At 66.1% G+C, this 25,741-nt stretch carries 24 protein-coding genes; 7 read left to right on the forward strand and 17 right to left on the reverse strand.

Annotated features, from left to right (window positions below):
• Positions 1-104: 104 nt before the first annotated feature.
• The gene (locus tag ABIB38_RS10035) at positions 105-416 is read left to right on the forward strand and encodes an ArsR/SmtB family transcription factor (RefSeq protein ID WP_429203706.1); all 312 of its coding nucleotides are present in this window, start codon (positions 105-107) and stop codon (positions 414-416) included.
• A complete protein-coding gene (locus ABIB38_RS10040) occupies positions 413-1,396 on the forward strand; it encodes a cation diffusion facilitator family transporter (protein WP_429203613.1) in 984 nt (327 codons plus the stop codon). The genes ABIB38_RS10035 and ABIB38_RS10040 overlap by 4 nt, the downstream gene beginning before the upstream one ends.
• Positions 1,397-1,430: 34 nt before the next feature.
• Here the strand turns inward: ABIB38_RS10040 and cysK are convergent, their stop codons facing one another.
• From cysK to tcdA, 3 genes are all read right to left on the reverse strand, one after another.
• Complete coding sequence (gene cysK / locus ABIB38_RS10045) at positions 1,431-2,363, reverse strand: cysteine synthase A (RefSeq protein WP_429203614.1); 933 nt, start codon at positions 2,361-2,363, stop codon at positions 1,431-1,433.
• A gap of 166 nt (positions 2,364-2,529) precedes the next feature.
• Complete coding sequence (locus ABIB38_RS10050) at positions 2,530-3,063, reverse strand: FKBP-type peptidyl-prolyl cis-trans isomerase (RefSeq protein WP_429203615.1); 534 nt, start codon at positions 3,061-3,063, stop codon at positions 2,530-2,532.
• A 43-nt stretch (positions 3,064-3,106) separates the two neighbouring features.
• Entirely contained in the window at positions 3,107-3,991 is an 885-nt protein-coding gene (tcdA, locus tag ABIB38_RS10055; RefSeq protein WP_429203616.1) for a tRNA cyclic N6-threonylcarbamoyladenosine(37) synthase TcdA, read from the reverse strand.
• A gap of 96 nt (positions 3,992-4,087) precedes the next feature.
• On the opposite strand from tcdA, the gene pdxH reads away from it, so the two are divergent.
• Together pdxH and ABIB38_RS10065 are read left to right on the forward strand one after the other, a co-directional pair.
• Positions 4,088-5,296 carry a pyridoxamine 5'-phosphate oxidase gene (gene pdxH, locus ABIB38_RS10060; protein ID WP_429203617.1) on the forward strand — a complete coding sequence of 403 codons (1,209 nt, stop codon included), beginning with the start codon at positions 4,088-4,090 and terminating at the stop codon, positions 5,294-5,296.
• A gap of 48 nt (positions 5,297-5,344) precedes the next feature.
• On the forward strand, positions 5,345-6,604 hold the full coding sequence (locus tag ABIB38_RS10065) for a class I SAM-dependent methyltransferase (protein WP_429203618.1): 1,260 nt from the start codon (positions 5,345-5,347) through the stop codon (positions 6,602-6,604).
• 75 nt (positions 6,605-6,679) lie between these two features.
• On the opposite strand, the gene msrA is transcribed toward ABIB38_RS10065, so the two are convergent.
• A complete protein-coding gene (msrA, locus tag ABIB38_RS10070) occupies positions 6,680-7,222 on the reverse strand; it encodes a peptide-methionine (S)-S-oxide reductase MsrA (protein ID WP_429203619.1) in 543 nt (180 codons plus the stop codon).
• A gap of 157 nt (positions 7,223-7,379) precedes the next feature.
• On the opposite strand from msrA, the gene ABIB38_RS10075 reads away from it, so the two are divergent.
• Complete coding sequence (locus ABIB38_RS10075) at positions 7,380-7,901, forward strand: flavin reductase family protein (protein ID WP_429203620.1); 522 nt, start codon at positions 7,380-7,382, stop codon at positions 7,899-7,901.
• 107 nt (positions 7,902-8,008) lie between these two features.
• Entirely contained in the window at positions 8,009-9,202 is a 1,194-nt protein-coding gene (locus ABIB38_RS10080) for an acyl-CoA dehydrogenase (RefSeq protein ID WP_429203621.1), read from the forward strand.
• A 22-nt stretch (positions 9,203-9,224) separates the two neighbouring features.
• Here the strand turns inward: ABIB38_RS10080 and ABIB38_RS10085 are convergent, their stop codons facing one another.
• The 5 genes from ABIB38_RS10085 to ABIB38_RS10105 form a co-directional block, all read right to left on the reverse strand.
• Positions 9,225-10,922, reverse strand: a complete 1,698-nt coding sequence (locus tag ABIB38_RS10085; protein WP_429203622.1) for a response regulator — start codon at positions 10,920-10,922, stop codon at positions 9,225-9,227.
• Entirely contained in the window at positions 10,912-12,369 is a 1,458-nt protein-coding gene (locus ABIB38_RS10090; RefSeq protein WP_429203623.1) for an ATPase domain-containing protein, read from the reverse strand. Before ABIB38_RS10090 ends, ABIB38_RS10085 begins: the two co-directional genes overlap by 11 nt.
• A 110-nt stretch (positions 12,370-12,479) precedes the next feature.
• Entirely contained in the window at positions 12,480-13,370 is an 891-nt protein-coding gene (locus ABIB38_RS10095) for an oxygenase MpaB family protein (protein ID WP_429203624.1), read from the reverse strand.
• A gap of 170 nt (positions 13,371-13,540) precedes the next feature.
• A complete protein-coding gene (locus tag ABIB38_RS10100) occupies positions 13,541-13,888 on the reverse strand; it encodes a hypothetical protein (RefSeq protein WP_429203625.1) in 348 nt (115 codons plus the stop codon).
• A gap of 83 nt (positions 13,889-13,971) precedes the next feature.
• Entirely contained in the window at positions 13,972-14,325 is a 354-nt protein-coding gene (locus tag ABIB38_RS10105; protein ID WP_429203626.1) for a hypothetical protein, read from the reverse strand.
• A gap of 294 nt (positions 14,326-14,619) precedes the next feature.
• On the opposite strand from ABIB38_RS10105, the gene ABIB38_RS10110 reads away from it, so the two are divergent.
• The gene (locus ABIB38_RS10110; RefSeq protein ID WP_429203627.1) at positions 14,620-16,707 is read left to right on the forward strand and encodes a putative bifunctional diguanylate cyclase/phosphodiesterase; all 2,088 of its coding nucleotides are present in this window, start codon (positions 14,620-14,622) and stop codon (positions 16,705-16,707) included.
• 170 nt (positions 16,708-16,877) lie between these two features.
• Here ABIB38_RS10110 and ABIB38_RS10115 read toward each other — a convergent pair whose 3' ends face one another.
• From ABIB38_RS10115 to pyk, 8 genes are all read right to left on the reverse strand, one after another.
• Positions 16,878-17,561, reverse strand: coding sequence for an OmpW/AlkL family protein (locus ABIB38_RS10115; protein WP_429203628.1), 684 nt, complete (start codon positions 17,559-17,561; stop codon positions 16,878-16,880).
• A 57-nt stretch (positions 17,562-17,618) separates the two neighbouring features.
• Positions 17,619-18,980 carry an SGNH/GDSL hydrolase family protein gene (locus tag ABIB38_RS10120; protein WP_429203629.1) on the reverse strand — a complete coding sequence of 454 codons (1,362 nt, stop codon included), beginning with the start codon at positions 18,978-18,980 and terminating at the stop codon, positions 17,619-17,621.
• A 259-nt stretch (positions 18,981-19,239) separates the two neighbouring features.
• Positions 19,240-20,283 carry an L-threonylcarbamoyladenylate synthase gene (locus tag ABIB38_RS10125; RefSeq protein WP_429203630.1) on the reverse strand — a complete coding sequence of 348 codons (1,044 nt, stop codon included), beginning with the start codon at positions 20,281-20,283 and terminating at the stop codon, positions 19,240-19,242.
• A 1-nt stretch (position 20,284) separates the two neighbouring features.
• On the reverse strand, positions 20,285-21,469 hold the full coding sequence (locus ABIB38_RS10130; RefSeq protein ID WP_429203631.1) for a 5-(carboxyamino)imidazole ribonucleotide synthase: 1,185 nt from the start codon (positions 21,467-21,469) through the stop codon (positions 20,285-20,287).
• A 5-nt stretch (positions 21,470-21,474) separates the two neighbouring features.
• The gene (purE, locus tag ABIB38_RS10135) at positions 21,475-21,972 is read right to left on the reverse strand and encodes a 5-(carboxyamino)imidazole ribonucleotide mutase (protein ID WP_429203632.1); all 498 of its coding nucleotides are present in this window, start codon (positions 21,970-21,972) and stop codon (positions 21,475-21,477) included.
• 4 nt (positions 21,973-21,976) lie between these two features.
• Positions 21,977-22,873 carry a phosphoribosylaminoimidazolesuccinocarboxamide synthase gene (locus tag ABIB38_RS10140; protein WP_429203633.1) on the reverse strand — a complete coding sequence of 299 codons (897 nt, stop codon included), beginning with the start codon at positions 22,871-22,873 and terminating at the stop codon, positions 21,977-21,979.
• Between the two features lie 249 nt (positions 22,874-23,122).
• Complete coding sequence (fba, locus tag ABIB38_RS10145) at positions 23,123-24,187, reverse strand: class II fructose-bisphosphate aldolase (RefSeq protein WP_429203634.1); 1,065 nt, start codon at positions 24,185-24,187, stop codon at positions 23,123-23,125.
• 89 nt (positions 24,188-24,276) lie between these two features.
• A complete protein-coding gene (pyk, locus tag ABIB38_RS10150; RefSeq protein ID WP_429203635.1) occupies positions 24,277-25,725 on the reverse strand; it encodes a pyruvate kinase in 1,449 nt (482 codons plus the stop codon).
• Positions 25,726-25,741: the final 16 nt, after the last annotated feature.

The raw sequence follows: 25,741 nt of genomic DNA on the forward strand, positions 1-25,741 counted from the left end.
CGGCGATTTCGCCTAACATATGAACATCTATTCACATGTTGGAGCTACAGTTGACGACCGAGTTGACCAGTCAGTTGACGAGCGCGACTGCGCCTGCCCAGCCGATCGCCCCGCCGCCCGACGAGGCGATCGGCCAGCTGGCCGATCTGTTCCACCTGCTGGGCGACCCGACCCGGCTGCGCATCGTGCTCGCCTGCCTGGCCCAGCCGACGGCGGTGGGCGACATCGCGGCCGGCCTGACCTTGTCCAGTTCGCTGGTCAGCCACCACCTGCGCCTGCTGCGCGCGGCCCGCGTCGTGAAGGCCGAGCGCCACGGCAAGCAAGTCTTCTATTCGGCTGCCGACGCCCACATCAGCAGCCTGCTCTCCACCATGTTCGAACACATCGCCGAACCCGCCACCGGAATGGACGCATGAGCCAAGCACACGACCACCAGCACACCCACCGCGACCACGACCATGGTCACGATCACGGCCATTCCCATGGCTTCGGCCACCATCACCACCACCACCTGCCCTCGCCCGACGGCCACGGCCGCGCCTTCGCACTGGCGATCGCCCTGAACCTGGCCTTCGTCATCGTCGAGTTCACCTACGGCTTCATCGCCCACTCCACCGCGCTGATGGCCGACGCCGGCCACAACCTGTCCGACGTGCTGGGCCTGGTGCTGGCCTGGGGCGCCGCCCTGCTGGCCAAGAGCGCGCCCAAGGGCCGCTACACCTATGGCCTGCGCGGCTCGTCGATCCTGGCGGCGCTGGGCAACGGCCTGCTCCTGATGGTGGCCTGCGGCGCCATCGCCTGGGAAGCGGTGCAGCGCATCGCCGAGCCGGCGCCGGTGGCGGGCGCCACGGTCTCGATCGTGGCCGCCATCGGGGTCGTCGTCAACGGCTTCTCGGCCTGGCTGTTCCTGGCCGGCAGCAAGGGCGACCTGAACATCCGCGGCGCCTACCTGCACATGGCGGCCGACGCCGCGCTGTCGCTGGGCGTGGTCATTTCAGGGCTGGCGATCATCTATTCGGGCTGGACCTGGATCGATCCGGTCGTGAGCCTGGTGATCGTGGTGGTGATCGTGATCGGCACCTGGTCGCTGCTGCGCGAGTCGGTGCAACTGTCGATGGCTGCCGTGCCGCCGAACGTCGACGCGGACAGGGTGCGCGCCTACCTGGCCGGCCAGCCCGGCGTGACCGCAGTGCACGACCTGCATATCTGGGCCATGAGCACGACCGAGACCGCGCTCACCGCCCACCTGGTGATACCAGGCGGCTACCCGGGCGACGCGGCGCTCGACGCCATCGCGCACACGCTGCGCAATGACTATGCGATCCACCATTGCACGCTGCAGGTGGGACAGGGAACGATCCATCACCACTGCGCCTTGCAGCGCCACGCGCACTGACGGGCACGCACTGACGAGCACGCATTGACGTCAACTATCCCGCCAGGTTGGCGTACAGGGCCGTGCTGAGGTAACGCTCGCCGAACGAGGGAATGATGACGACGATCAGCTTGCCGGCGTTCTCGGGCCGGCGCGCGACCTCGATCGCGGCCCACAGCGCCGCGCCCGACGAAATGCCGACCAGCAGCCCCTCCTCGCGCGCCGCGGCGCGCGCCGTCGCGAAGGCATCCTCGTTCTTCACGCAGATCACTTCGTCGTACGACGCGGTATTCAATACCCGCGGCACGAAGCCGGCCCCGATGCCCTGGATCGGATGCGGGCCCTTGGTGCCTTTCGACAGCATCGGCGAAGCTTCGGGCTCCACCGCGATCGCCCGGAAACCGGGGCGGCGCGGCTTGATGGTCTCGCTCACGCCGGTGATGGTGCCCCCGGTGCCCACGCCCGCCACCAGGATGTCGATCCTGCCGTCGGTGTCGCGCCAGATTTCCTCGGCCGTGGTGCGGCGGTGCACCTCGGGGTTGGCGGGGTTGTTGAATTGCTGCGGCATGAAGGCGTGCGGATCGTTCGCGACGATCTCTTCGGCGCGCCGGATCGCGCCCAGCATGCCCTCGCTGCCGGGCGTGAGCACCAGCTCGGCGCCATAGGCGCGCAGCAGCATGCGCCGCTCGCTGCTCATGGTCTCGGGCATCACCAGTTTGCAGCGGTAGCCGCGCGCCGCGCACACCATCGCCAGCGCGATGCCGGTATTGCCGCTGGTAGGCTCGACGACGGTGGTGTCGGGGGTGATGAGGCCGGCCGCCTCGGCGGCCTCGATCATGGCCAGGCCGATGCGGTCCTTGACGCTGTGCGCGGGATTGTGGAATTCGAGCTTGCCGACCAGGTCGGCCTTGCTCCCCGCCGCCAGCCTGCGGATGCGCACCAGCGGGGTATTGCCAATCAGTTCAGTGACATCGTTCGCGATTCTCATTACCGCCTCCGTTGCCGAATTGTTGACGTTAGGGCACCGCGAAAAACCTGCTGCGCGTTGCAGTTTTGGTCTGCGATGCTCGCTGTACTCTAGTACAGCTGCGCTTCTCGACCTGCGCGGCCCGACCAAAACTGCCGCCGCTCGCGACGGTTTTTCGAGGTGCCCCTTACTTGACGTCCAGCAGCTCCACGTCGAAGATCAGGTCTGAATCCGGCGGGATCACGCCGCCGCCCGCGCCGCGCTTGCCGTAGGCCAGCGCGCTCGGGATGATCAGGGTGCGCTTGCCGCCGACCTTCATGCCGGCCACGCCCTGCTCCCAACCCTTGATCACGCGGCCCGCGCCGAGCTGGAACTCGAGCGGCTCGCGGCCATTGTCGAGCGACGAGTCGAACTTGCGTCCGCGCTGCTGCCGGGCCAGCGGCTTGTGGAACCAGCCGGTGTAGTTGACCACGACATTGCTGCCCAGCGTTGCTTCCTTGCCCTTGCCGACCACGCGGTCGACGATCTCGACCTGGGGCACGGGCGCTTCGGCCACCGGCGCCGGGACCTGGTTCTCCGGCGGCGCGACCGGCGGCGTGCTCGACTGCTGCACGTCCGGCGGCGGCTGGGTGGTCGGCTTGCTGGCGTCCTGCGCGCCTTCCTGCGCATGGACGCTCGCGGCGGCCAGCAGCAGGGCGATGAATGCGGATCGACGAATCATGTGTTCTCTTTCAAGAGTGGGCAACCGGCCGGTTGCAACAATCTTATGATAACAAGGCTGCTTCGGCTTGCACAGTTTGCCCGGCCGGGGCGGCCGCGGCGGCGGCATCGGCGTTCGCCGCCTCGGCCAGGCGGCGCAGCACCTGGCCGGCGGTCACCATGCCGAAGGTGGCGGTGACCACCATGCTCGAACCGAAACCGGCGCAGTTCAGGCCGGTGATACTGTTCGGATCGACATCGCAGGCGTCGCCTGCGTCGGGATAACGCAGCGGTTCCATCGAGAACACAGCATCGATATGGTATTTCTGCTTCTCGCCGCGCGCAAAACCATATTGTGCGCGCAAGATTTTGCGCACTTTCTTGAGCAAGGGCTCTTGTTCGGTACGGGCAAGGTCGCGGATCTCGACCTTGGTCGGATCGATCTGGCCGCCAGCGCCGCCCACCACCACCAGCGGCATCCGGTTGGCGCTGCACCAGGCGATCAGGGCCGCCTTCGGCTTCACGCTGTCGATGGCGTCGACGACGTAGTCGACACCCTGGTCGCCGATCAGGGCCGGGATATTCTCGGGATCGATGAAATCCTCGACCAGCGTGACCTGGCAGAACGGATTGATCTGGGCGATGCGCTGCTTGAGCGCCTCGATCTTGGCCATGCCGACGGTCGAGCTCAGCGCCTGGATCTGGCGGTTGATGTTCGACTCGGCCACGTTGTCGAGGTCGATCAGGGTCAGGCGGCCGACCGCGCTGCGCGCCAGCGCCTCGACCACCCACGAGCCGACGCCGCCGACGCCGATCACGCAAACGTGCGCTGAACGGAAGCGTTCCAGCGCACGCTCGCCATACAGGCGGGCGATGCCGCCAAAACGGCGCGCGAAGTCGACTTCGTCGTCCAACGTTGCCGAAAAGAGCTGAGTATTGATCTGATTCATCCCGATATTGTAGCGGACACGCCTTTCGCATCTGCACTAAAATACCTTTTAGATCATCAAATAATTTTGCGTGTCGCCACGCCTTACGAGAACGCCATGAGCTCCCTGCCGCACGACGCCGCCCCCGATTTCGACCAGCCCATCGCCGTGCTCAAGCACTGCCACGGACGCATCCGCAAACAGCTCGCGACCCTGGAAAAGCTGCTCGAGCACCTGCCGCGCCACGGCGCCGACGAGCAGGCGCGCCAGGCGGCGGGCGCGGTGCTGCGCTATTTCGACCATGCCGCCCACCTGCACCACGACGACGAGGAACAGGACCTGATCCCGATGCTGCGCGCCACCGCGCAGGGAGAAGACGCCGCCATCCTGCAGGCGCTGGCGCCGACCATCCTGCAAGACCACCAGGACATGGATGCGTTGTGGCAAGACCTGCACGAGCAGCTGACCGCCGTCGCCGACGGCACCGGCGCGGCGCTGTCGGAAAGCCTGGCGCGGCGCTTCGTGGCCAGCTATACCTCCCATATGGAGCGCGAAGAGAGCACCATGGCGCCGATGGCGCTGCGCCTGTTCTCGCCCGAGCAGATGGCGCGCCTGGGCCAGGCCATGCGGCTGCGGCGCGGCATCGCCGTGGATGCACCGGCGAGCGCGCCGCCGGCGCCGGCCGTGGGCCAGGCGGTGGCCGACCTGCGCAAGGACTACGGCCAGGCCAGCCTCGACGAAGCCGACGTGCAGGACGACCCGATCGCGCAGTTCACGGCGTGGTTCGAGCAGGCCCTGACGGCCGAGGTGAAGGAACCGAATGCGATGTCGCTGTCCACCGTGGCCGCCAGCGGCCGCCCGAGCTCGCGCATCGTGCTGGTCAAGCAATTCGATGCGCGCGGTTTCTCGTGGTACACGAATTACGACAGCAAGAAGGGTGCGGATTTGCGCGACAACAGCTACGCCGCATTGTTGTTCTTCTGGAGCGAACTCGAACGCCAGGTGCGCATCGAAGGACGTGTGGAGCGCACCGCGCCGGACGAGAGCGACCGTTATTTCCGCAGCCGTCCGCTCAAGAGCCGGCTGTCGGCGATCGCCTCGCGCCAGAGCGCGCCCATCGCCAGCCGTGCGCAGCTCGAACAGAACTACGACGTCGTGGCGCAGGGGGCCGGCGAGGATCCGGCGCGTCCCGACAACTGGGGCGGCTACCGCCTGATCCCCGACCGTATCGAATTCTGGCAAGGCCGGCGTTCGCGCTTCCATGACCGCATCGTCTACGAGCGGCAGGAAGACGGCAGCTGGACGCGCCAGCGCTTGCAACCGTAACCGGCCAGGAGCCGCGGCCGGCTACGCCTTGGACAAAGGGGGTGGACCGTGTTCGACCAGATCAAGCTGTCGGCCTGGCAAGCAGGCCTGCGCGGCACATTGCCGCAACTGTCACCGCAGTTGTCCCTGCCATTGCGCGTCGAGCTCTGGAACGGCGAACGGATCGACTTGTCGCCCGATCCGCCGCAGGTCACCATCCGCATCCCCGGCCCCGCCGCGCTGCGCTACCTGCGCTCCCCTTCCCTGTACAGCCTGGGCCGCGCCTACGTCGAAGGCGCGATCGAGGTGATCGGCCGCGCGGCCGACATCATCGCGGTCGGCAATGCGCTGGCGGCGTCCGGCGCGGTTTCCGGCACGGCATCCGGAGCCGCGCCCGACACCATGCGCGGCCGCCTGGCCGGGGCGCTGGGATTGCGCAAGAAGCGCACGCGCGAATCCGACCGCGATGCGATCCGCTACCACTACGACGTCTCCAACGAGTTCTACGCCGCCTGGCTCGATCCCAATATGGTGTATTCCTGCGCCTATTTCGAGGACGGCGACGAAGACCTGGCCACCGCGCAGCGCAAGAAGATCGACCACATCCTGCGCAAGATCGACCTGCGTCCCGGCCAGACCCTGCTCGACATCGGCTGCGGCTGGGGGGCGCTGGTGCTGCGCGCGGCCGAGCAATTCGGCGCGCGCTGCGTGGGCATCACGCTGTCCGAGAACCAGGCCGCGCTGGCGCGCGAACGGGTAGCACAAGCCGAGCTGCAAGACCGCATCGAGATCCGGCTGCAGGACTACCGCGACGTCGACGGCCGCTTCGAACGCATCACCAGCGTCGGCATGTTCGAGCACGTCGGCGTGCAGCACCTGAAAGACTACTTCGCGCGGGTGGCCGACCTGCTGGCGCCGGGCGGCGTGGCGATGAACCACGGGATCACCACCACCGACGTCGACAATGGCGCGACACCCTACGGCGGCGGCCAGTTCATCGACGAATACGTGTTTCCGCAGGGCGAGCTGGCGCACCTGGCGACCGTGGTGCGGGCGATGCAGGAAGGCGGCCTGGAAGTGCGCGACGTGGAAAACCTGCGCCGCCACTACGCCCATACCTGCGCGCTCTGGACCGACAATTTCGAGAGCAATGCGGCCCACATCCGCACCCTCACCGATCCCAGGCGCTTCCGCATCTGGCACGTGTACCTGGCCGGCTGCGCCTACGCCTTCGCCCACGACCGCATCAGCCTGTACCAGATCGTGTGCGGCAAGGCGGGGAGCGACGTGGCGCAGCTGCCGTGGTCGAGGAAGTATATGTACGCCTGAGTGTCGTCCTGAGTGTCGTCCTGAGTGCTGTCCTGAATGTCGACCTGAGTTTCGACCTGAGTTTCGACCTGACCGTCAGGTCTTCAGGCGATCGGTGAAGGTCTTGCGGAACTTGGCCACCTTCGGCGCCACCACGAAGGCGCAATAGCCCTGCAGCGGGTGCTGGGCAAAGTAATTCTGGTGATAGTCCTCGGCCTTGTACCAGGTTTCCCGCGGCGTCACCTCGGTGACGATCGGCGCGTCCCACACCAGGCCCATCTCGCCGATCACCTTGTGCGCGATCTCGGCCTGCCCGGGCGAGGTCGTGAAGATCACCGAACGGTACTGCGTGCCGACGTCGTTGCCCTGGCGGTTCAGGGTGGTCGGATCGTGGATGGTGAAAAAGATCTCGAGGATGTCGCGGTAGCTGATCACGGCAGGGTCGAATTCGAGACGCACCACTTCGGCGTGGCCGGTGGCGCCGCCGCACACCGCCTCGTAGCTCGGATTGTCGACCTGGCCGCCCATATAACCGGATTCCACACGGGTGACGCCGCGCGCCTCGAGGTAAACCGCTTCCAGGCACCAGAAGCACCCGCCTCCGAGGATGGCGACTTCGGTTGCTGCTTGCTCACTCATAATTCACCTTGGCATCAATAGATAGATATATCCTTTAATGTAGCGCAAAGCGCCCTTCCCTGCATCGAACCGCCTCCGTGGGCATGGCGCCCATGGCGCCGGCGCGGCAAGGACTCCCCCGACGATGGCATAATGAGCGCCAACGTTCAGGAATCGCATGAATACACTTTCCGCCCGCGCCACGACGCGCGGCTTCGATACAACACATTTCCGCCACGCCCTGTCGCAATTTGCGACGGGCGTCACCGTCATTACCACGCGCCTGGCCGACGGCAGCTTCCGCGGCCTGACCGCCAGCTCCTTCAACTCGGTCTCGCTCGACCCGCCACTGGTCTTGTGGAGCCTGGGCGCCGGCGCCAACAGCCTGCCCATCTTCAGCGGCAACTCGCACTACGTGATCAACGTGCTGTCGGCCGGCCAGGAAGAACTGGCCCTGCGCTTCTCGCGCCGCATCGAGAACCCGTTCGACGGCGTCGCGTACGAGCTGTCGCGCACCGGCCTGCCGATCCTGAAAGGCGTATCGGCATGGTTCGAATGCCACAACCGCAGCCGTTATCCCGAAGGCGACCACGTCATCTTCGTCGGCGAGGTCGAGGAGTGCCAGGTCCATCCGCAGCCGGCCTTGATCTTCCACAGCGGCAAATTCGGCAGCACGGCGGGGTGCGTCGTTCAAAAATGAAAATGCCTGTCGCAGTTTCAAAAGATGCGGCTGTGGCACGTTTCTATAATGTTCAGGCGCGCCGCACGCGGCACCTACCGAACTAGAACCTAGAGACAGGATTTGCGATGACCCGTACCGACTCGTCCAAGAAAGCTTCTTTCCACTGGGATGACCCGCTGCTGCTGAACAGCCAGCTGCAGGATGATGAGCGCATGGTGCGCGACGCCGCCGCCGCCTATTGCCAGGACAAGCTGCAGCCGCGCATCCTGGAGGCGTTCCGCCACGAGACCATGGACGTCTCGATCTTCCGCGAAATGGGCGAGCTGGGCCTGCTGGGCCCGACCATTCCCGAGCAGTACGGCGGGCCTGGCCTGAACTACGTCGCCTACGGCCTGATCGCACGCGAAGTCGAACGCGTCGACTCCGGCTACCGCTCGATGATGAGCGTGCAATCCTCGCTGGTGATGGTGCCGATCCACGAATTCGGCAATGAGGCGACGCGCCAGAAATACCTGCCGAAGCTGGCCACCGGCGAATGGATCGGCTGCTTCGGCCTGACCGAACCCAACCACGGCTCGGACCCGGCCTCGATGGTCACCCGCGCGCGCAAGGTCGATGGCGGTTACAGCCTCACCGGCAGCAAGATGTGGATCACCAACTCGCCGGTCGCCGATGTGTTCGTGGTGTGGGCCAAGGACGACGAAGGCGCGATCCGCGGCTTCGTGCTCGAGAAAGGCTGGAAAGGCCTGTCGGCCCCGGCGATCCACGGCAAGTTCGGCCTGCGCGCCTCGGTCACCGGCGAAATCGTCATGGACGAGGTGTTCTGCCCGGAAGAAAACGCCTTCCCGGAAGTGCGCGGCCTGAAGGGCCCGTTCACCTGCCTGAACTCGGCGCGCTACGGCATCGCCTGGGGCGCGCTGGGCGCGGCCGAAGACTGCTGGCACACCGCGCGCCGCTACACCATGGACCGCACCCAGTTCGGCAAACCCCTGGCGGCGAACCAGCTGGTGCAGAAAAAGCTGGCCGACATGCAGACCGAGATCACCCTCGGCCTGCAAGGGTGCCTGCGCCTGGGCCGCATGAAGGACGACGGCACGGCGGCGGTCGAGATCACCTCGATCATGAAGCGCAACTCGTGCGGCAAGGCGCTGGACATCGCCCGCGTCGCGCGCGACATGCTGGGCGGTAACGGCATCTCGGACGAGTTCGGCATCATCCGCCACATGGTCAACCTCGAGGTGGTCAACACCTATGAAGGCACGCACGACATCCACGCCCTGATCCTGGGCCGCGCCCAGACCGGCATCGCCGCGTTCTGACCCTTGATCCGGGGCGCGCTCCTCAGGGCGCCGGCATGCCTGCCGGCACCCTGCCGAGCGCACCGACGATCGCATTCACGAGCGTCTCGACGGCATAGGGCTTGCGAACGAACTCGACCTGGAGCGTCTGCAGGCGGCCGGGATCGACCATGTAGCCGCTGGTCAGCACGACCGGCAGGTCCGGATAACGGCTGGCCAGCCAGTGCACGAGCCCGATGCCGTCCATGCTGCCTGGCATCATCACATCCGACAAGACCAGATCGATTCCGTCCAGATCGGCCGCCAGCGCGGCATCGGCGCTGTCCACCACGGTGATCTCCGCCTCCAGGGCCTGCAACAGGGAAGCGATGGTCTCGGCCACGCCCGGATCGTCTTCCACACACAGGATATGCACGCCCTGCAGCGTGCTCGGCGCATACGGCGCTTGCGCGGCTTGCGCGGCCGGCGCCGCTTGCCTGCCCCGCGGCAGCAGCAGGCCGATGGTCGTGCCCATGCGCTCGCGCCGGATGAAGGCCAGTCCCTGGCTCTGGCTGGCGAAGCCGTCCACCTGCGACAGTCCCAGGCCGGCGCCCTTTCCCACCAGCTTGGTGGTGAAGAATGGATCAAAGGCGTGACGCGCGGTTTTTTCCGACATGCCCTCTCCATCGTCGGTCAACATCAGGCAGACGAATTCACCGGCCAGGCGTGCGCCTTCCGGCAATGCGGGATCCGGCAACACCACGTTCCAGACCCGCATGGCCAGGCTGCCCCCTTCGGGCATCGCATCGCGCGCATTGCCGACGATATTCAATAGCGCGGCATCGAGCTGGGCGGGGTCGGCGAAGACCGGCCACAGCGCGCGCTCGGCGTCGATCGCCAGGCGCACCCCGGAGCCGGCCGCGCCGGCCAGCATGTCGCCCGCGACGTGAAGATACTGCCCCAGGTCGAGCGACACATTGTTGAGGGGCTGGCGGCGCGCATAGGCCAGCAATTGCTGCGTCAGCGCCGCGCCGTGGCCCGACGCACGGCGGATATTGTCCAATGCCCGGTCCAGCCTGGGATTGTCTTCTTTCTGAAACAGGATGCGCAGCAGCGTCTCCGATCCGGAAATCACCTGCAAGAGGTTGTTGAAATCATGGGCGACGCCGCCCGTCAGCCGTCCCAGCGACTCCAGCCGCCGCGCTTCCGCCAGCGCGTGCTCGACCCGGCGCCGTTCTCCGATTTCGCGCTCCAGCTTGTCGGTGCGATCCCGCACTGCATTCTCCAGCTCGCCGGCATGCCGCTCCAGCGCGTGCCAGTGGTCGCGCATGGCGAACTGCAGGCGGCGCGTGCGCAAGGCGGAGCGCACCGACATCAGCAGGATTTCGCGCGAGGTCGGGCGTTCGATCAGTGTGACGTTGCCCATGCGCGCCAGCCGGACGAAGCGGTTGCTGTCGACGGTCGCCCTGGTCTGTCCGGCCAGCGTCAGGAGCGGCAGGTCGGACCACGCGGGTTGGCGCCGCAAGGTCGAGTCCAGGCCCTCCAGCGAGCACGCGTCCAGGCCTTCCTCGGTCACGATGGCGCACCAGGCACGCTGGTCCAGGCTGGCATAGAAGGCGACTGCGTCGGCGCACAGGACGATGTCCAGGCCTTCTTCCTCGAGCAGGGCGCGCAACGATTCGCCATCCCCTGCCGCCGGAGCGAACACGACCACCGTCGGCGCCGGCTGGACGGGGATGGCCGCCACGTCGTCAGAACTCAAGAGAGGATGCTCCGGGCTGCAGGCCGGGCACGCCGACCCGCTCACCGATCTCGATGCCGTCGTCCGTCAGGTGCAGCGCGCGCACGTCATGCTGGTGACGGCCGTGGCGCTTCTTGAGCACGCAGATCGCCTTGTGGACGACGTTCTCGTGTTCGTAGTAGCGCAGCGAGATGATGTTGTCGGTAATGAGGCTGAGCGCGTCGGGCTCCTTGGAGGTATCCAGCCGCATCGAGTGCGCCCCGACGATGATGGACGTCACGTTCATGTTGCTTAAGTAAGAAAACAATTCGTTCATCTGCAGCAGCAGCGACTTTTCCTCGCGAATCACGTCCAGGTACGCGTTGATGCAGTCGATGATGATCAGGCATGCGCCGCGATCCTCGACCACGCGCCGCACGGTCCAGATGAATTCGCCCGGCGAAATGCGCGACGGATTCACGCGGCGCAGGTGGAACAGGCGCTCCGGATCGGCGTCGTTGGCGTTGTCGTTGCCGTGCCGCATGTGCTCCAGCATCCGGGAACGCAGGATCGTCTCGGATTCGTCGAAGGTGAAATAGCCGACGTGGCACCCGGACTGCACCGCCGACAGCGCGTACTGGAGCGCGACCGTGGATTTGCCGACGCCGGACGGGCCCAGCACCATCGTGGAACTGCCGGTCGCCAGGCTGCCTCCCATCATCCGGTCCAGGTTGTCGACGTTGCTGAGAATATCGAGGGCGCGGTCGTCGCGATGATGCTCCTCGGCGATCAGGCTCGGATAGACCAGGATCTCCCTGGACTTGATGGCGAAGTCGTGCCACCCGCTCTGGAAGTCGCCGCCGCGCAGCTTGACGACGCGCAGGCGCCGCCGCGCGGCGCCGAAATTGCGCTCCAGTTGCTCGAGCGTGATCACGCCATGCACGGCGCTTTGCAATTCGTACTCGCGCCCGTCCCCGGTCAGGTCGTCGAGCAGGATGACCGTGGCGTCGAGCATGGCCAGGCGCTGGCGCAGGTCGATGATCTGGCGCCGGTAGTGCGCGCTGTCGCGCGCGAGCAGGCGCACCTCGACCATGGAGTCGATGACCACGCGCCGGGCGCCGCTGGCCGCGATCCGGTCGGCGAGCAGATTGACCAGGGCCGACAGTTCGGTGTTCGTCGGCAGCAGGATCGTCTGCGACGACGTGGTGTTCGAAGAGAGCGGCATCATTTCTTCGATGCCGATTCCGTCCAGCGACCAGCCATGGCTCGCGGCGGTCGCGCGCAACTCGCCTTCGCTCTCGGAGAGCGTCAGATAGAGGCAGTTCTCGCCCACCGCGGCGCCTTCGATCAGGAAACGCAGGCCAAGCGTCGTCTTTCCAGTACCCGGCCGGCCCTCGATCAGGTGCACGCGCTGGTGGATGAGACCACCGCGCAGGACTGCGTCCAGCTCGGGAATCCCGGTGACGATTCGTTCGACTGCGCCGATCATGGTGTTCCTTTCATGAAATTGCCAAAAATATGGCTGGCAATGAAAGGAAAGGATTGTACAGTTGTATCGATTATAATATTTCAACCGAAAATGCAAGCTTCAGTTGACATCTAATTATTTTTGGACGGTGTCCGGCGCGCGCGATGGCCGGCGACGCGCCGCGCCGCCTGCACCTGCGGCGTGTCGCCCAGCGGCGCCAGCGCCGCACCATACGCCAGCGCACGCACCAGCGCCGCTTCGCCGAAGCGCAGGCCGCGCCCGCGCAGCTGCGGCAGCGAACGCACCGGCTCCGGCACGATCTGCACCGCGGCGCGCACCAGCAGTCGCTGCAAGGGGCGCAACGACACCGGCAGCGCATCGGGCAAGAGCTGCGCCTGCCCCATGATCCGCATGAAATCCGCGAGGATGGCCGAGCCTTCCAGGCCGGGCGCGGTGTTCGCCAGCATCGCTTCCCACTCCCGCCACGAGCGCGGGGCGCCCAGCGCGCCATACAGGCGCGCGGCCGGCCCGGCCTCGGCGAAGGCGGCGTTTTTTTCCGCATCGGACAGCGGCCGGACGTAGCGGTGGTAGGCCTCGGTGAATCCGAACGACGCGGTCGCCTGCACCCAGTCGAGCAGGCGCGGATCGTTGGCGCGGTAGGCGACGCCGTCGGGCGTGACGCCCTCGACCCGCTCATGCATGCGCACCACGCGCGCGATCATTTCTTCGGCTGCCGAACGCGGGCCATAGACGGTCATCAGCGCCGCGAAGCCGGTGCGGCGCAGGCGCGTGCCCGGATCGCGCTGGAAGCTGCTGTGGTCCCACACGCCGGAGCGCACCGACGGTTCGGCCAGTTCGAGCAGCACCGCCGTCGCCCCGCCCACGAACAGGGAAACCGGGTTGGCGAACAGCTGCCACGCAATGCCGTCGTGCGGCGCCAGGGCGGCCTCGCCGGCCGGCTGGCTGAAATCGAAGGCCATGCCGGCAGGCGGCTGCATCCATTCCCGCATTGCGCTCAGCATCGCTTCCTCCGGCAAGGACGCCCGTTACTCCCTTGTCGTGTGGCGCTTATGGGCACCTCGAAAAACCGTCGCGAGCGGCAGCAGTTTCGGTCGAGAAGCGCAGCTGTACTAGAGTACAGCGAGCATCGCAGACCGAAAATGCAACGCGCAGCAGGTTTTTCGCCGTGCCCTTATTCGTCGAAGTCCTCGGCCAGGTTCTTCCAGCCGCGGCTCTTGGCGAAGGCGGCGAATTCCTCGGGCGCTTCGAGCACGATCAGGCGGCTCTCCTGCAGGCCCGGATCGCTGTGGCCGAAGTCCGGCCCCTGGTAGCCCACCGCGCGCAGGCGGTCGACGAGCTGGCGCACCAGGACCGTGTCCTTGTAAGCGCCGGGCTCGAGCTTGGCCGCGAATTTCACGTACACGTCGATGATCCCGTAGCCCTCGTCGAAGATGGTGATGTTCTTCACGTCGAGGGTACGGCCTTGCCCATCCTTGGCCTGGAAGGCGCCGGACAGTTCGATATCGGATTCGGTCGTCATGTCGCCAGCATATCACCGGCGCGCGCGGCGCGCCGTCGGCGATCGCAGCCGAATGGCTGCCTGGTCCGATAACCGGTCGAGGTTCAGACTTCCCATTGCAGCGCGAAGGTCAGCGACCTGCTCCGCTCATCCACCAGCGGCAGCTTGTCGTCCACGACGCCGAACGACACCGTGCGCCCGACCCGCCACTGGTAGCGATACAGCAGCGAGCGGTGGACCTGGCGGTCGTTCCACGCCTCGAGCTGGGTCACGCCGTACGACGGCGCGCGGCGCCAGACCGCTTCGTCGAGCACGCCGTCGATGGCCGGCGCATCGGGCGCGCCGATGCGCAGCGCGCGCAAGCCGTCGCGCTCGCCGGAAGCCTGCGCGGCGCCGGCGGTCAGCAAGGCGCAGGCGGCAAGTGCGGCAAGCGGGACGAACAGTCGGCGCGGGGTCACGTCAGGGGAGTCGCTCGGGATGGGAGGCCGGGCAGTCCAGCATGCAAGTTGCTAAAAAGAAAATGCAGTCGACATCTTATGCACCTTGGGTTGCGACTGTGAAAGTGAGTACGGAACATGACACATTCCGTGGTATGGCGTTCTCATTCGACAATCTTTGGCGCGATCCGACCCAGGTCGACTCTGTGTGCATGGATATTTACGCTACCATCGATGCACGATGCATGATGATCGTGCCGGTCTCTACCTCTTGAGCGTGACCAAATGAATGCGCAGATGAGTACGACGCAGCCCATGCCCGATCCCTCCCTGCCCGAACAATCGGGCGCCCTGTCATTCGACCTGCTGCTGAGGAACTTGCCGGGCGCGGTCTATCGCTGTCACAACGACCGCGACTGGACCATCGCATTCATCAGCGACGGCATCGAAAAGCTGACCGGCTACTCGGCGGCCGCCTTCACCGCGCGCCCCGGCCTTCCATTCGGCGCCATCATTTTTCCCGAAGACCGCATCCTGGTCGATAGTGCGGTCGCGCTGGCGCTGGCCCAGGATCGCCCTTACCAGGTGACCTACCGGATCCGCACCGCGAGCGGTGACATCCGCTGGATCTGCGAACAGGGTTCGCTCGACCAGTCGGGCGGCCCGCCCGGCATGCTGGAAGGCTTCCTGTCCGACTTCACGCGCCTGAAGAAGGCCGACATCACGCTGCAGGAGCAAGCCTCGTTCCTGCAACGGGCGCGCGACGCCATCATTGCGATGGACATGCATTCCGTCATCAGCTACTGGAACCATGGCGCCGAACGCCTGTATGGCTGGAGCGCCCGGGAAGCGCTCGGCAAGCGCTTCTGCGACCTGTTGTGCGACCAGCCCCCACTCTACGAGGCCGCCTTCCGGCAGACGCTCGAATCGGGCGAGTGGGCGGGCGAACTGACCCATATCCGGCGCGACGGCTCGACGATCGACACCGATACCAGCTGGACCTTGCTGGGCCCGGACCAGACGCTCGGCGCCAGCCAGAAGATCCTGGTGATCGGCACCGACATCAGCGAACGCAAGATCAATGAAGCCAGGATCTTCCACCTGGCCTTCTTCGACCACCTGACCGACCTGCCCAATCGCGCCAACCTGCTCGACCACCTGCGCCGGGCGCTGCTCACCAGTACGCGCACGCGCAAATGGGGGGCGCTGATGTTCTGCGACCTCGACAACTTCAAATTCCTCAACGACAGCCAGGGCCACGCGGTCGGCGACCAGCTGCTGCAGGCGGTGGCGCGCCGCCTCGAGCACTGCGTGCGCGAGGCCGACATGGTGGCGCGCCTGGGCGGCGACGAGTTCGTGGTGCTGATCCAGCCGGTGGAGGACGCGCGCGAGCTGGCCGCGAGCCAGGCCGAAGTCGTCGCCGCCAAGGTCGTGGCGGCCCTGGCCGCGCCGTTCCAGCTCGGCGAGCTCAGTTACTCGGTGTCGGTCAGCATCGGCGTGGTCACGCTGTGCGGCGTCCACGACACGGTGGAATCGACCTTGCGCGAGGCCGACGCCGCGATGTACCAGGCCAAGGCCGCGGGCCGCAACGCCTTCCGTTTCCACGATCCGGAGGCCCAGGCCGCCTGGTCGGCGCGCGCCGAGCTCGAAGGCAGCCTGCGGCGCGCGCTGCAGCACGACGAGTTCATGCTGCACTACCAGCCCCAGCTCGACCACTCGGGCCGGGTGTTCGGGGCCGAGGCGCTGCTGCGCTGGCGCCTGCCCGATGGCCGGGTGCTCTATCCGGGCGAGTTCATCCGCGCCGCCGAGGAAAGCGGGATCATCGTCGAGATCGGCAAGTGGGTGTTGCGCACCGCCTGCGCCGAGCTGGCGCGCTGGCAGCGCGCGCCCGAGATGGCCGGCCTGACCCTATCGGTCAACGTCAGCGCGCGCCAGTTCAACCAGCCCGATTTCGTGCCCACGCTGCAGGAGGTATTCGAGCACAGCGGGGTGCAGGCATCGAGCCTGAAACTCGAGCTGACCGAAAGCCTGGTCATCACCGACTTCGCCCAGACCGCGCACACCATGGCCACGCTCAAGCGGCGCGGCCTGAGCTTTTCGCTGGACGATTTCGGCACCGGATACTCGTCGCTGGCCACCCTGCGCAAGCTGCCGCTCGACCAGCTCAAGATCGACCACTCGTTCATGCGCGACGTGTTGACCAACCAGAACGACGCGTCGATCGTGCGCTCCATCATCGCGCTGGGCGACAGCCTGGGATTGCAGGTGATTGCCGAAGGGGTCGAGACGCCCGGGCAACGGCAGTTCCTGGCCGATGCCGGCTGCCATCTCTACCAGGGGTTTCTCTACCAGAGCGCGCTCAGCGCCGAGCATTTCGCGCAGTATGCGCGCGGGGTGCATTAGCCTTTCCCGCTAACGCAAAAACGTCGTCCCCGCCCTTGCCGGGCGCCTTGGCGGGGACCCAAGTTTTCAGCGCATTGTCACCATAAAACGTAGTGGCTACACGAAGGACTTGGGTCCCTGCCAAGGCGCCCGGCGAGGGCGGGGACGACTTGCTCAAGCTGCTGGTTCGATTAGAACTTGTAGCCCACCGCCAGCACGATCGCCACCGGATCGAGCTTCATGAACTGGGTCTGGCCGGTCGAGAAATGCACGTCGGTGCGCAGGCGGGTCTTGATGACGGTGGCGTCGGCGAACCAGCGCTCGTCGAAGTTCATCGCCACGCCGACTTGCGCGCTATAGGTCAGCTTGTTGTCGATCTTGAAGGTGGTCGGCACGTCGCTGCCCGGATTGGTGATCGCGGTCATCTTGGCCGAACCGCGTTCCTTCATGAAGTAGGCATAGGTCGGGCCGAAGCCGATGAACGGACGGAAGGTCGAGGTCGGCGCGCCGAAGCGGTATTGCACGAAGGCGGTCGGCGGCAGCGCCTCGACCTCGCCCAGCTTGCCGGCGCCCTGGATCGCGCCGGCGCCGTAGATGCTGTGCTTGTACGGCGTGCCGAGCGCGCCTTCGAGCGAGATATTGTCGGTCAGGCTGTAGGTGAAGATCAGCACCGGCTGCATGTCGTTGCCGACGTCGGCCTTGGTGCCCGGCAGCGCCGGCGCGCTGATGTCGCCGCTCTCGACCTTTGGCATCAAGCGGTTGAAACCGATCTTGGCCGTGATCTGGCCGGCCGATTGCGCGTAGGCGCCGGACGCGAATGCCAGCCCGGCAGCCACACCCAGCACCTTGATCATGCTGTTGAAACGAACTTTCATGCTATCTCCTGATATGTGTGTGAGGACCCGCCACCTGGACGGGTCTGCAGCCGCTGCTTACAGCCAGCCCTTGATGGCCATGTCCTTGAAGACATAGCGGGCGATGAGGTCGTTCTCGAACGGGGTCGGGTTGATCCCGTCGGCGAACATGTAGCGGCTCACATCACCTGCGACCGTGTTGTTCGCGGTGCAGATCAGCGAGGTCATGCCCAGCGCGTTGTCGGCACAGGCCGGCGCGCTGGTATTGGTCAGGCCGTACGGGCCGGGGTTCTTCACCTGGTCGTTGCTGACGGTGTACAGGTCGGTGTACAGCACGCGCGCATCGTCGGCGCCGAGGCCTGCTTTCAGCTGGGTATTGAAGGCGTTGACCATGGCGGTCACCAGTTGCTGAATCGCCACAGGGCGCGACCTGGCGGTCGGGGTGCTGGCGACGTCCGGCAGGTTGGCGACGATGACGTACTTGGCGCCCTTGGCCAGCAGTTCGTTCCTGACCAGGCCCGCCATCTGCGCGCCGGCGGTGCCGAGCGCGGTGACCATCGTCTGCGCGTTGGCGGTGGCGTAGGCGCCGGCCGCGGCGTTGCCGGCGGCGGTGCCGTCGGCCTGGGCGGCGGCCACGATCGGACCGTAGACGGCCGGCTGGGCGACGGCCTGGTTACCCGGCTGCATCGCGGCAGCGGTCACGGCGGCGGTCACGACGCTCTGGTCGGTCTTGCCCGGACGTGCGTTCTCGGTGGCGATCGCCACGCCGATGGCTTGCGCCGCGGCTTGCGGATTGGTCGCGCCGGCCGCGAGACGGGTGGCCAGGGCGGTGGCGAACGCTTGCGCGCCGGCGGCGGTGCCGGCACTGGTCACGGCGGCCAGCTGCATCAGCACGTCATTACCGCCCGACAGCACGGTCACCAGTTCGGTGCCGCTGAACTTGTTGCCGGTCTTGCCCAGGTGATTGGCGATCTGGGTCACCATCGGGGTGGTCATCTCACCGATCGGCGAGCCGGTGGCGGCGTTGCCCGGGCCGACTGGATTGACCACGCGCGAACCGCCTTGCGCATAGTTGAAGCAATTCGGGTGGTTCACGATCGGCACGTTGAAGCCGAGCGAGGCATTGCCCTGCAGGCCGGTCTGGGCGGCGCACGGGGCCGGCAGCTTGAGCTGGGCGGCCATGAAGTCGAGCCAGATCTTGCCGTTCAGGTCGACATTCCGGGCGCTGCTGTCGCCGTTGATCGTGAACTTGCCGCCGCCGGCCGCCGCGACGGCGCCGACACGGTAGGTGCCCACGTCCGACAGGCTGTCGCCGAACGACACCAGATTGGTGAACGTGAGCTTGGCGGTCTGATCGCCGCCGGCAGGGCTGGTGCCGCCGCCGCATGCGGTCAGGAGCGCAGCCGTCAGAACGGCCAGCGCGAATTTGGTATGACGCATCGTGTCTCCTGGATAGAAATTATTGTGAAACGAACGCCCGTGCTATTCGTATCATGAACACTATGCCAGCGTTCAAATCGCTTGTATAGCAAATTCCATTGCGCGTAGGCATTCAACGACCCCACCTATCAGAACAGATGGGGTAGCTGGCGGGAACGGATTATAACCACCGTTTTCCACGCAAAAAGAGTCGAATTTGTAACGAATGAGAACGAAATGCGGGGCGTTTGCGCCCCGTCATTCGCTTCATTGATCTACATTAAACTTTCGCGTGGGAATTGAGCAGGCCATGCACAATGCCTGTCGAACCGTGCGCTGCGCGGCGCAGGCGGTCGTTCACGCCCAGCCAGTCGCCGCCCTGCGGCGGCGCTTCGACCAGGATCACATCGGCGCCCTGCCCGTCCATCGCGCGCAGCGCGGCGTACAGCGCATGGGCGAAGCCGTCGGGCGCGGCCGGCAGGCGCAGGGCGGCGTGGGTCGCGGCGAGGTGGGTCGGCAGGTCGCCCATGTGGATCAGCGCCACCTTGCGGCCGGCGCCGTGCAGCGCGGCCAGCGTCTCCAGCAAGACCTCGCGTTGCTGCATCGCCACCGGCGTGTGCGGCGCGTAATGCGATTCGAGGGTGCCCGAGGCGCGCGGCGCCGCAGCGTCCGGCGCGGCCGGCAACTGGTCGATCACGGCGGCGATCGCCTCGGCACTGACCTGGCCGGGACGCAGCAGCACCGGGCCGTGCGACGCCAACCGCGACAGGTCGACGATGGTCGATTCGATGCCCACCTGCGAGGCGCCGCCATCGAGGATCATGGCCACGCTGGCCTCGCGCTCGAATTCTTCTCGCACGTGCTCGGCCAGGGTCGGGCTGACGTGGCCGAACTTGTTGGCCGACGGCGCGGCGATGCCGCCGCGGCCGCCCTTGAAGGCGCGCAGCAGCGCCAGCGCCACCGGGTGCGCGGGGCAGCGCAGGCCGACCGTATCCTGGCCGCCACTGACGGCGTCCGGGATGTTCGGGGCGCGCTTGAGGATCATGGTCAGCGGACCGGGCCAGAAGGCGTCGGCCAGCGCCTGCGCCTGCGGCGGGATGTCGCAGGCCCAGTAGTCGAGCGGCGCTTCGGGCGCCAGGTGCACGATCACCGGGTGGTCTTGCGGGCGGCCCTTGGCGGCGTAGATGGCGGCCACCGCCGCCGGGTTCTCGGCGTCGGCGCCCAGGCCATACACGGTCTCGGTCGGGAAAGCGACCAGCTGGCCGGCTTCCAGCGCGCGGGCGGCGGCGTCGATGGCCGCCGGGTCGAACTGCTGCGTGTCCATCCTAGGGCTCGATTCCCAGGATGGCGCAGGCGGCGCGCAGGCTGTCCTGCGCTTCGGCCAGCGTCGGCGCCACGAAGGTCACGTGGCCCATCTTGCGGCCGCGGCGCGGATCGTTCTTGCCGTACAGGTGCAGGTTGGCGCCAGGCAGCGCCAGCACCTGGTCCCAGGCCGGTTCACGGGCAGTGTCACCGTCCGCCTCGAACCAGACGTCGCCCAGGATGTTGAGCATGACGGCGGGCGAATGCTGGCGCACGTCGCCCAGCGGCAGGCGCGCCATCGCCCGCACCTGCTGCGCGAACTGGCTGGTGATGCAGGCATCCATGGTGTAGTGGCCGCTGTTGTGCGGACGCGGCGCCATCTCGTTGACGACCAGGGAGCCGTCGTCGAGCACGAAGAACTCGATGCACAGCACGCCCACGTAACCGAGCTGGGCGACGATGGCGCGCGCCGCGTCCTGGGCCTGTTTCGCGCAGGCCGCGGACACGTTCGGTCCCGGCACGGTGGTGGTGAACAGGATGCCGTCGCGGTGCACGTTCTCGGCGATCGGGTACACGACCGAGGCGCCGTCATGGCCGCGCGCGGTGAGCACAGAAACTTCATACGCCAGCGGCAGCATCTTCTCGAGCAGGCAGGCGACGCCGCCCATGGCGTCGAAGGCGACGCGCACGTCCTCGCGCGAGCGCACGCGGACCTGGCCCTTGCCGTCGTAGCCCATGCGCACGGTCTTGAGGATGCCCGGCAGCAGGTCGTCCGCGATGGCGTCGATGTCGGCATGCGAGGCGATGATCTTGTGCGGGGCCGGCATCACGTTCGAGGCCGGCGCGCAGTCGACGAAGAACTTCTTCTCGAGGATGCGGTCCTGGGCGATCTGCACGCACAGGCTCGATGGCGCGACAAAGCAGTCGGCGGCGAGCAGCGCCAGGCTGTCGGCCGGGACGTTCTCGAATTCGGTGGTGACGGCCGAGCACAACGCCGCCAGCTCGCTCAGGGCGACGCCGTTGGTGTAGCCGCCTTCGACGGTGCGGTCGGCAACCTGGCCGGCCGGGCAATCGGCGCTCGGCTCGAGCACGGCGACCTTGTAGCCCATCGCCTGCGCGGCGTGGGCGAACATGCGGCCGAGCTGGCCGCCACCCATCACGCCGAGCCAGGTCGACGGATCGGCGGATGGAAGAAACGGATTATTCATCGAACTTACACAGGAAGAGTCATGGCCTGGGCGGCGGCGGTCTGGTCGCGGCGGAACTGCTCCAGCTTGTCGGCCAATGCGTCGTCGCCGGCGGCGATGATCGCCACCGCGGTCAGGGCCGCGTTGGCGGCGCCGGCTTCGCCGATGGCGAAGGTCGCCACCGGCACGCCCTTGGGCATCTGCACGATCGACAGCAGCGAATCCTCGCCACGCAGGTATTTCGACGGCACCGGCACGCCCAGCACCGGGACGATGGTCTTGGCGGCCACCATGCCCGGCAGGTGGGCCGCGCCGCCGGCGCCGGCGATGATGGCGCGCAGGCCGCGCGCGCGGGCTTGCTCGGCGTAGGTGAACATCTCGTCCGGCATGCGGTGGGCCGAGATCACCTGGGCTTCGAACGGCACGCCAAACTGCTTCAGGATGGCCACGGCATTCTGCATCACGTCCCAGTCGGACGAGGAACCCATGATGACGCCGACCAACGGCTTGTTCTGCTCGCTCATCTGCTTATGCCTTCAGCTTCTCGCCGGTCAGGCGTTCGATGGCTTCGAAATACTTGGCCTGGGTTTTCTCGATGACGTCCGCCGGCAAGCTCGGGGCCGGTGCGGTCTTGCCCCAGTCGGTCAGGGTTTCCAGGTAGTCGCGCACGAACTGCTTGTCGAACGACGGCGGCGACATGCCCGGCGCGTACGAGTCGGCCGGCCAGAAGCGCGAGGAATCGGCAGTCAGGACTTCGTCCATCAGGTGCATCACGCCGTTGTCATCGAGGCCGAATTCGAACTTGGTGTCGGCGATGATGATGCCCCTCGTGGCAGCATATTCGGCGGCGGCGCTATAGAGTTTGATACTCACGTCGCGCATTTTGGCGGCCAGGTCGGCGCCGATGCGCTGTTCCATGTCGGCGAACGAGATATTCTCGTCGTGCTCGCCGAGTTCGGCCTTGGCGGCCGGGGTGAACAGCGGTTCCGGCAGCTTGTCGGCCTGGCGCAGGCCGGCTGGCAGCTGGATGCCGCAGATGGCGCCGCTTTGTTGATAGTCCTTCCAGCCCGAACCGATGATATAGCCGCGCACGACGGCTTCGACCATGATCGGCTTGAGGCGCTTGGCCACGACGGCGCGGCCTGCCACCTGGTCCACCTCGTTCGCGGCGACCACGCTTTCCGGCGCCACGCCGGTCAGGTGGTTCGGCACGATGTGACCGAGCTTCTCGAACCAGAAATCGCTCATCTGGTTCAGCACCTTGCCCTTGCCCGGGATCGGCTCGTTCATGACCACGTCGAAGGCCGACAGGCGGTCGGTGGTGACGATCAGGATCTTGTCGTCGCCGACGGCGTAGTTATCGCGCACCTTGCCGTGACCGAGCAGCGGCAGGGACTGGATGGAGGATTGGTAGAGGCTGTTCATAGATGGGCTATCAGGAAAGCGGAAACCGGCGACAAAGGGCCGCCGGTTGAGAAAGTCAGGCCGTACAAGCCTGTGCAATGCGATATTTTACGTCAATTTGTGCAGCTGGCGATCGTAGGGTTGGCGGCTACGCCGCCGACGCGGTGATTGTTGACGGCAAGATCACCCGGCGCGACGTCGGGCCCGATAACAATCGACGCGTCGGCGGCAGAGCCGCCAACCCTACTGTCCCGACATCTCGAGGCGTAATTATTGAACGATCTGCGCCAGTTCGCCGGCCATGTAACGCTCGGCCATCTTCTCCAGCGGGATCGGCTTGATCTTGCCGGCCTGGCCTTCGCAGCCAAACGCCAGGAAGCGCGCCTTGCACACTTCCATCGCCGCTTCGCGCGCCGGCTTGAGGTAGTCGCGCGGGTCGAACTTCGACGGGTTCTGGAACATGTATTTGCGGATCGCGGCCGTCATCGCCAGGCGGATGTCGGTGTCGATATTGATCTTGCGAACGCCATGCTTGATGCCTTCCTGGATCTCTTCGACCGGCACGCCATAGGTTTCCTTCATGTCGCCGCCGAATTCGCGGATGATGGCCAGCAGTTCCTGCGGCACCGACGACGAGCCGTGCATCACCAGGTGGGTGTTCGGGATGCGGGCATGGATTTCCTTGATGCGGTCGATCGCCAGGATGTCGCCGGTCGGCTTGCGCGTGAATTTATACGCGCCGTGCGAGGTTCCAATTGCGATGGCCAAAGCGTCGCATTGAGTGCGCTTGACGAAGTCCGCCGCCTGGTCGACGTCGGTCAGGAGCTGTTCGCGGGTCATGGTGCCGTCCGCGCCGTGGCCGTCTTCCTTGTCGCCCTTCATGGTTTCCAGCGAGCCCAGCACGCCCAGTTCGGCTTCGACGGTCACGCCGATCGAGTGCGAGAACTTGACGACTTCCCTCGACACTTCGACGTTGTACTCATAACTGGCGACGGTCTTGCCGTCGGCCTCGAGCGAACCGTCCATCATCACCGAGGAAAAGCCCGAGCGGATCGCGGCCATGCAGACGGCCGGCGACTGCCCGTGGTCCTGGTGCATGACGACCGGGATGTGCGGGTAGGCTTCGATGGCGGCGTCGATCAGGTGACGCAGGAAGGCTTCGCCCGCGTACTTGCGCGCGCCGGCCGAGGCCTGCATGATGACCGGGCTGTTGACAGCGTCGGCGGCGGCCATGATGGCCTGCACCTGCTCCAGGTTGTTGACGTTGAATGCGGGCAGACCGTAGCCGTTCTCGGCGGCGTGGTCCAGCAATTGACGCAATGATACGAGTGCCATGGTTGTACTCCAAAACAATAAAGAAACGTTGTTCGGGAATCTCGAATGCCGAGCGCGGCGTCGCGCCTCAGGCCACTCGTGAAATCCCTTTAATCATATTCGCCAACGCGCACGATCTTGAGCGCATTGGTGCCACCGGCCTCGCCCATCGGCGAGCCCCAGGTCACGACGATCAGGTCGCCCTTGCGTACGAACCCTTCTTTCATCAAGAGTTCCTCAGCCTTTCGCAGCACCGCGTGGCTGCCGCCTTCCTGCAGCAGGTGGAATGCTCGCACGTTACGGTACAGCGACGCCTTGCGCTGCGTCGCCTGCAGCGGGGTCAGGGCGAAGATCGGGGTGTCGATGCTGTGACGGCTCATCCACAGCGCGGTCGAGCCCGACTCGGTCAGCGCCACGATCGCCTTCACGCTCAGGTGGTGGGCGGTAAACAGCGTGCCGTAGGCAATGGTCTGGTCGATGCGGGTGAACTGCTTGTTGAGGAAGTCGACGTCGATCTTGTTGTATTCGGACTGCTCGGCTTCGACGCAGATCGCGGCCATCATCTCGACGGTCTCGACCGGGTACTTGCCCGATGCGGTCTCGGCCGAGGTCATGACGGCGTCGGTGCCGTCCAGCACGGCGTTGGCCACGTCCGACACTTCGGCGCGGGTCGGCACGGCGTTGACGATCATCGACTCCATCATCTGGGTCGCGGTAATGGCCAGCTTGTTCGAATCGCGCGCCATGCGGATCATGCGCTTCTGCAACGCCGGCACGGCGGCGTTGCCGACTTCGACGGCCAGGTCGCCGCGGGCGACCATGATGCCGTCCGACGCGTCCAGGATCTCTTGCAGCAGCGGAATCGCTTCGGCGCGCTCGATCTTGGCGATCATCATCGGCTTGTGGCCATACGGCTCGCCGGCGATGTTGGCCAGCTGGCGCGCCATTTCCATATCGGTCGCGCTCTTCGGGAACGAGATGGCGAGGTAGTCGGCCTGGAAGCTCATCGCGGTCTTGATGTCTTCCATGTCCTTCGAGGTCAGCGCCGGCGCGGTCAGGCCGCCGCCCTGGCGGTTGATGCCTTTGTTGTTCGACAGTTCGCCGCCAACCTTGACCGTGGTATAGATCTCGTGGCCCAGGACGCGGTCGACGATCAGGACGATCAGGCCGTCGTTCAGCAGCAGCTTGTCGCCCGGCTTGACGTCGCGCGGCAGCGCCTTGTAATCCAGGCCGACGCGTTCCTGATTGCCCAGCTCGCCGTTATCGCCCCACTTGGCATCCAGGATGTAGCGGTCACCATTGGTCAAGAAGATCTTGCCTTCTTCAAACTTACCGACGCGGATCTTCGGACCCTGCATGTCGGCCATGATGGCCACTTCGCGGCCGCACTCGTGGGCGGCGCGCCGTATCAGGGCAGCACGATCGATATGGTCCTGCGCCTTCCCGTGCGAGAAGTTCAGCCGCACGACGTCGACGCCGGCGCGGATCATTTTGACGAGAATATCGAAGTCGGTCGAAGCGGGGCCAATGGTTGCGACGATCTTGGTGCCACGGTACATGGATTGTCCTTGTATA

Source organism: Massilia sp. UYP11 (assembly GCF_050434805.1).
Classification (GTDB): domain Bacteria; phylum Pseudomonadota; class Gammaproteobacteria; order Burkholderiales; family Burkholderiaceae_D; genus Telluria.

Bases quoted from the DNA above. Each gene is read 5' to 3' on its own strand.
- purE (WP_429203632.1), bottom strand. From the start codon at position 21,972: ATGAGCGAGCAGAACAAGCCGTTGGTCGGCGTCATCATGGGTTCCTCG.
- ABIB38_RS10050 (WP_429203615.1), bottom strand. From the start codon at position 3,063: ATGATTCGTCGATCCGCATTCATCGCCCTGCTGCTGGCCGCCGCGAGC.
- ABIB38_RS10040 (WP_429203613.1), top strand. From the start codon at position 413: ATGAGCCAAGCACACGACCACCAGCACACCCACCGCGACCACGACCAT.
- fba (WP_429203634.1), bottom strand. From the start codon at position 24,187: ATGGCACTCGTATCATTGCGTCAATTGCTGGACCACGCCGCCGAGAAC.
- ABIB38_RS10090 (WP_429203623.1), bottom strand. From the start codon at position 12,369: ATGATCGGCGCAGTCGAACGAATCGTCACCGGGATTCCCGAGCTGGAC.
- ABIB38_RS10080 (WP_429203621.1), top strand. From the start codon at position 8,009: ATGACCCGTACCGACTCGTCCAAGAAAGCTTCTTTCCACTGGGATGAC.
- pdxH (WP_429203617.1), top strand. From the start codon at position 4,088: ATGAGCTCCCTGCCGCACGACGCCGCCCCCGATTTCGACCAGCCCATC.
- ABIB38_RS10130 (WP_429203631.1), bottom strand. From the start codon at position 21,469: ATGAATAATCCGTTTCTTCCATCCGCCGATCCGTCGACCTGGCTCGGC.
- ABIB38_RS10100 (WP_429203625.1), bottom strand. From the start codon at position 13,888: ATGACGACCGAATCCGATATCGAACTGTCCGGCGCCTTCCAGGCCAAG.
- pyk (WP_429203635.1), bottom strand. From the start codon at position 25,725: ATGTACCGTGGCACCAAGATCGTCGCAACCATTGGCCCCGCTTCGACC.
- cysK (WP_429203614.1), bottom strand. From the start codon at position 2,363: ATGAGAATCGCGAACGATGTCACTGAACTGATTGGCAATACCCCGCTG.
- ABIB38_RS10115 (WP_429203628.1), bottom strand. From the start codon at position 17,561: ATGAAAGTTCGTTTCAACAGCATGATCAAGGTGCTGGGTGTGGCTGCC.
- ABIB38_RS10125 (WP_429203630.1), bottom strand. From the start codon at position 20,283: ATGGACACGCAGCAGTTCGACCCGGCGGCCATCGACGCCGCCGCCCGC.
- tcdA (WP_429203616.1), bottom strand. From the start codon at position 3,991: ATGAATCAGATCAATACTCAGCTCTTTTCGGCAACGTTGGACGACGAA.
- ABIB38_RS10140 (WP_429203633.1), bottom strand. From the start codon at position 22,873: ATGAACAGCCTCTACCAATCCTCCATCCAGTCCCTGCCGCTGCTCGGT.
- ABIB38_RS10075 (WP_429203620.1), top strand. From the start codon at position 7,380: ATGAATACACTTTCCGCCCGCGCCACGACGCGCGGCTTCGATACAACA.
- msrA (WP_429203619.1), bottom strand. From the start codon at position 7,222: ATGAGTGAGCAAGCAGCAACCGAAGTCGCCATCCTCGGAGGCGGGTGC.
- ABIB38_RS10095 (WP_429203624.1), bottom strand. From the start codon at position 13,370: ATGCTGAGCGCAATGCGGGAATGGATGCAGCCGCCTGCCGGCATGGCC.
- ABIB38_RS10120 (WP_429203629.1), bottom strand. From the start codon at position 18,980: ATGCGTCATACCAAATTCGCGCTGGCCGTTCTGACGGCTGCGCTCCTG.
- ABIB38_RS10110 (WP_429203627.1), top strand. From the start codon at position 14,620: ATGCCCGATCCCTCCCTGCCCGAACAATCGGGCGCCCTGTCATTCGAC.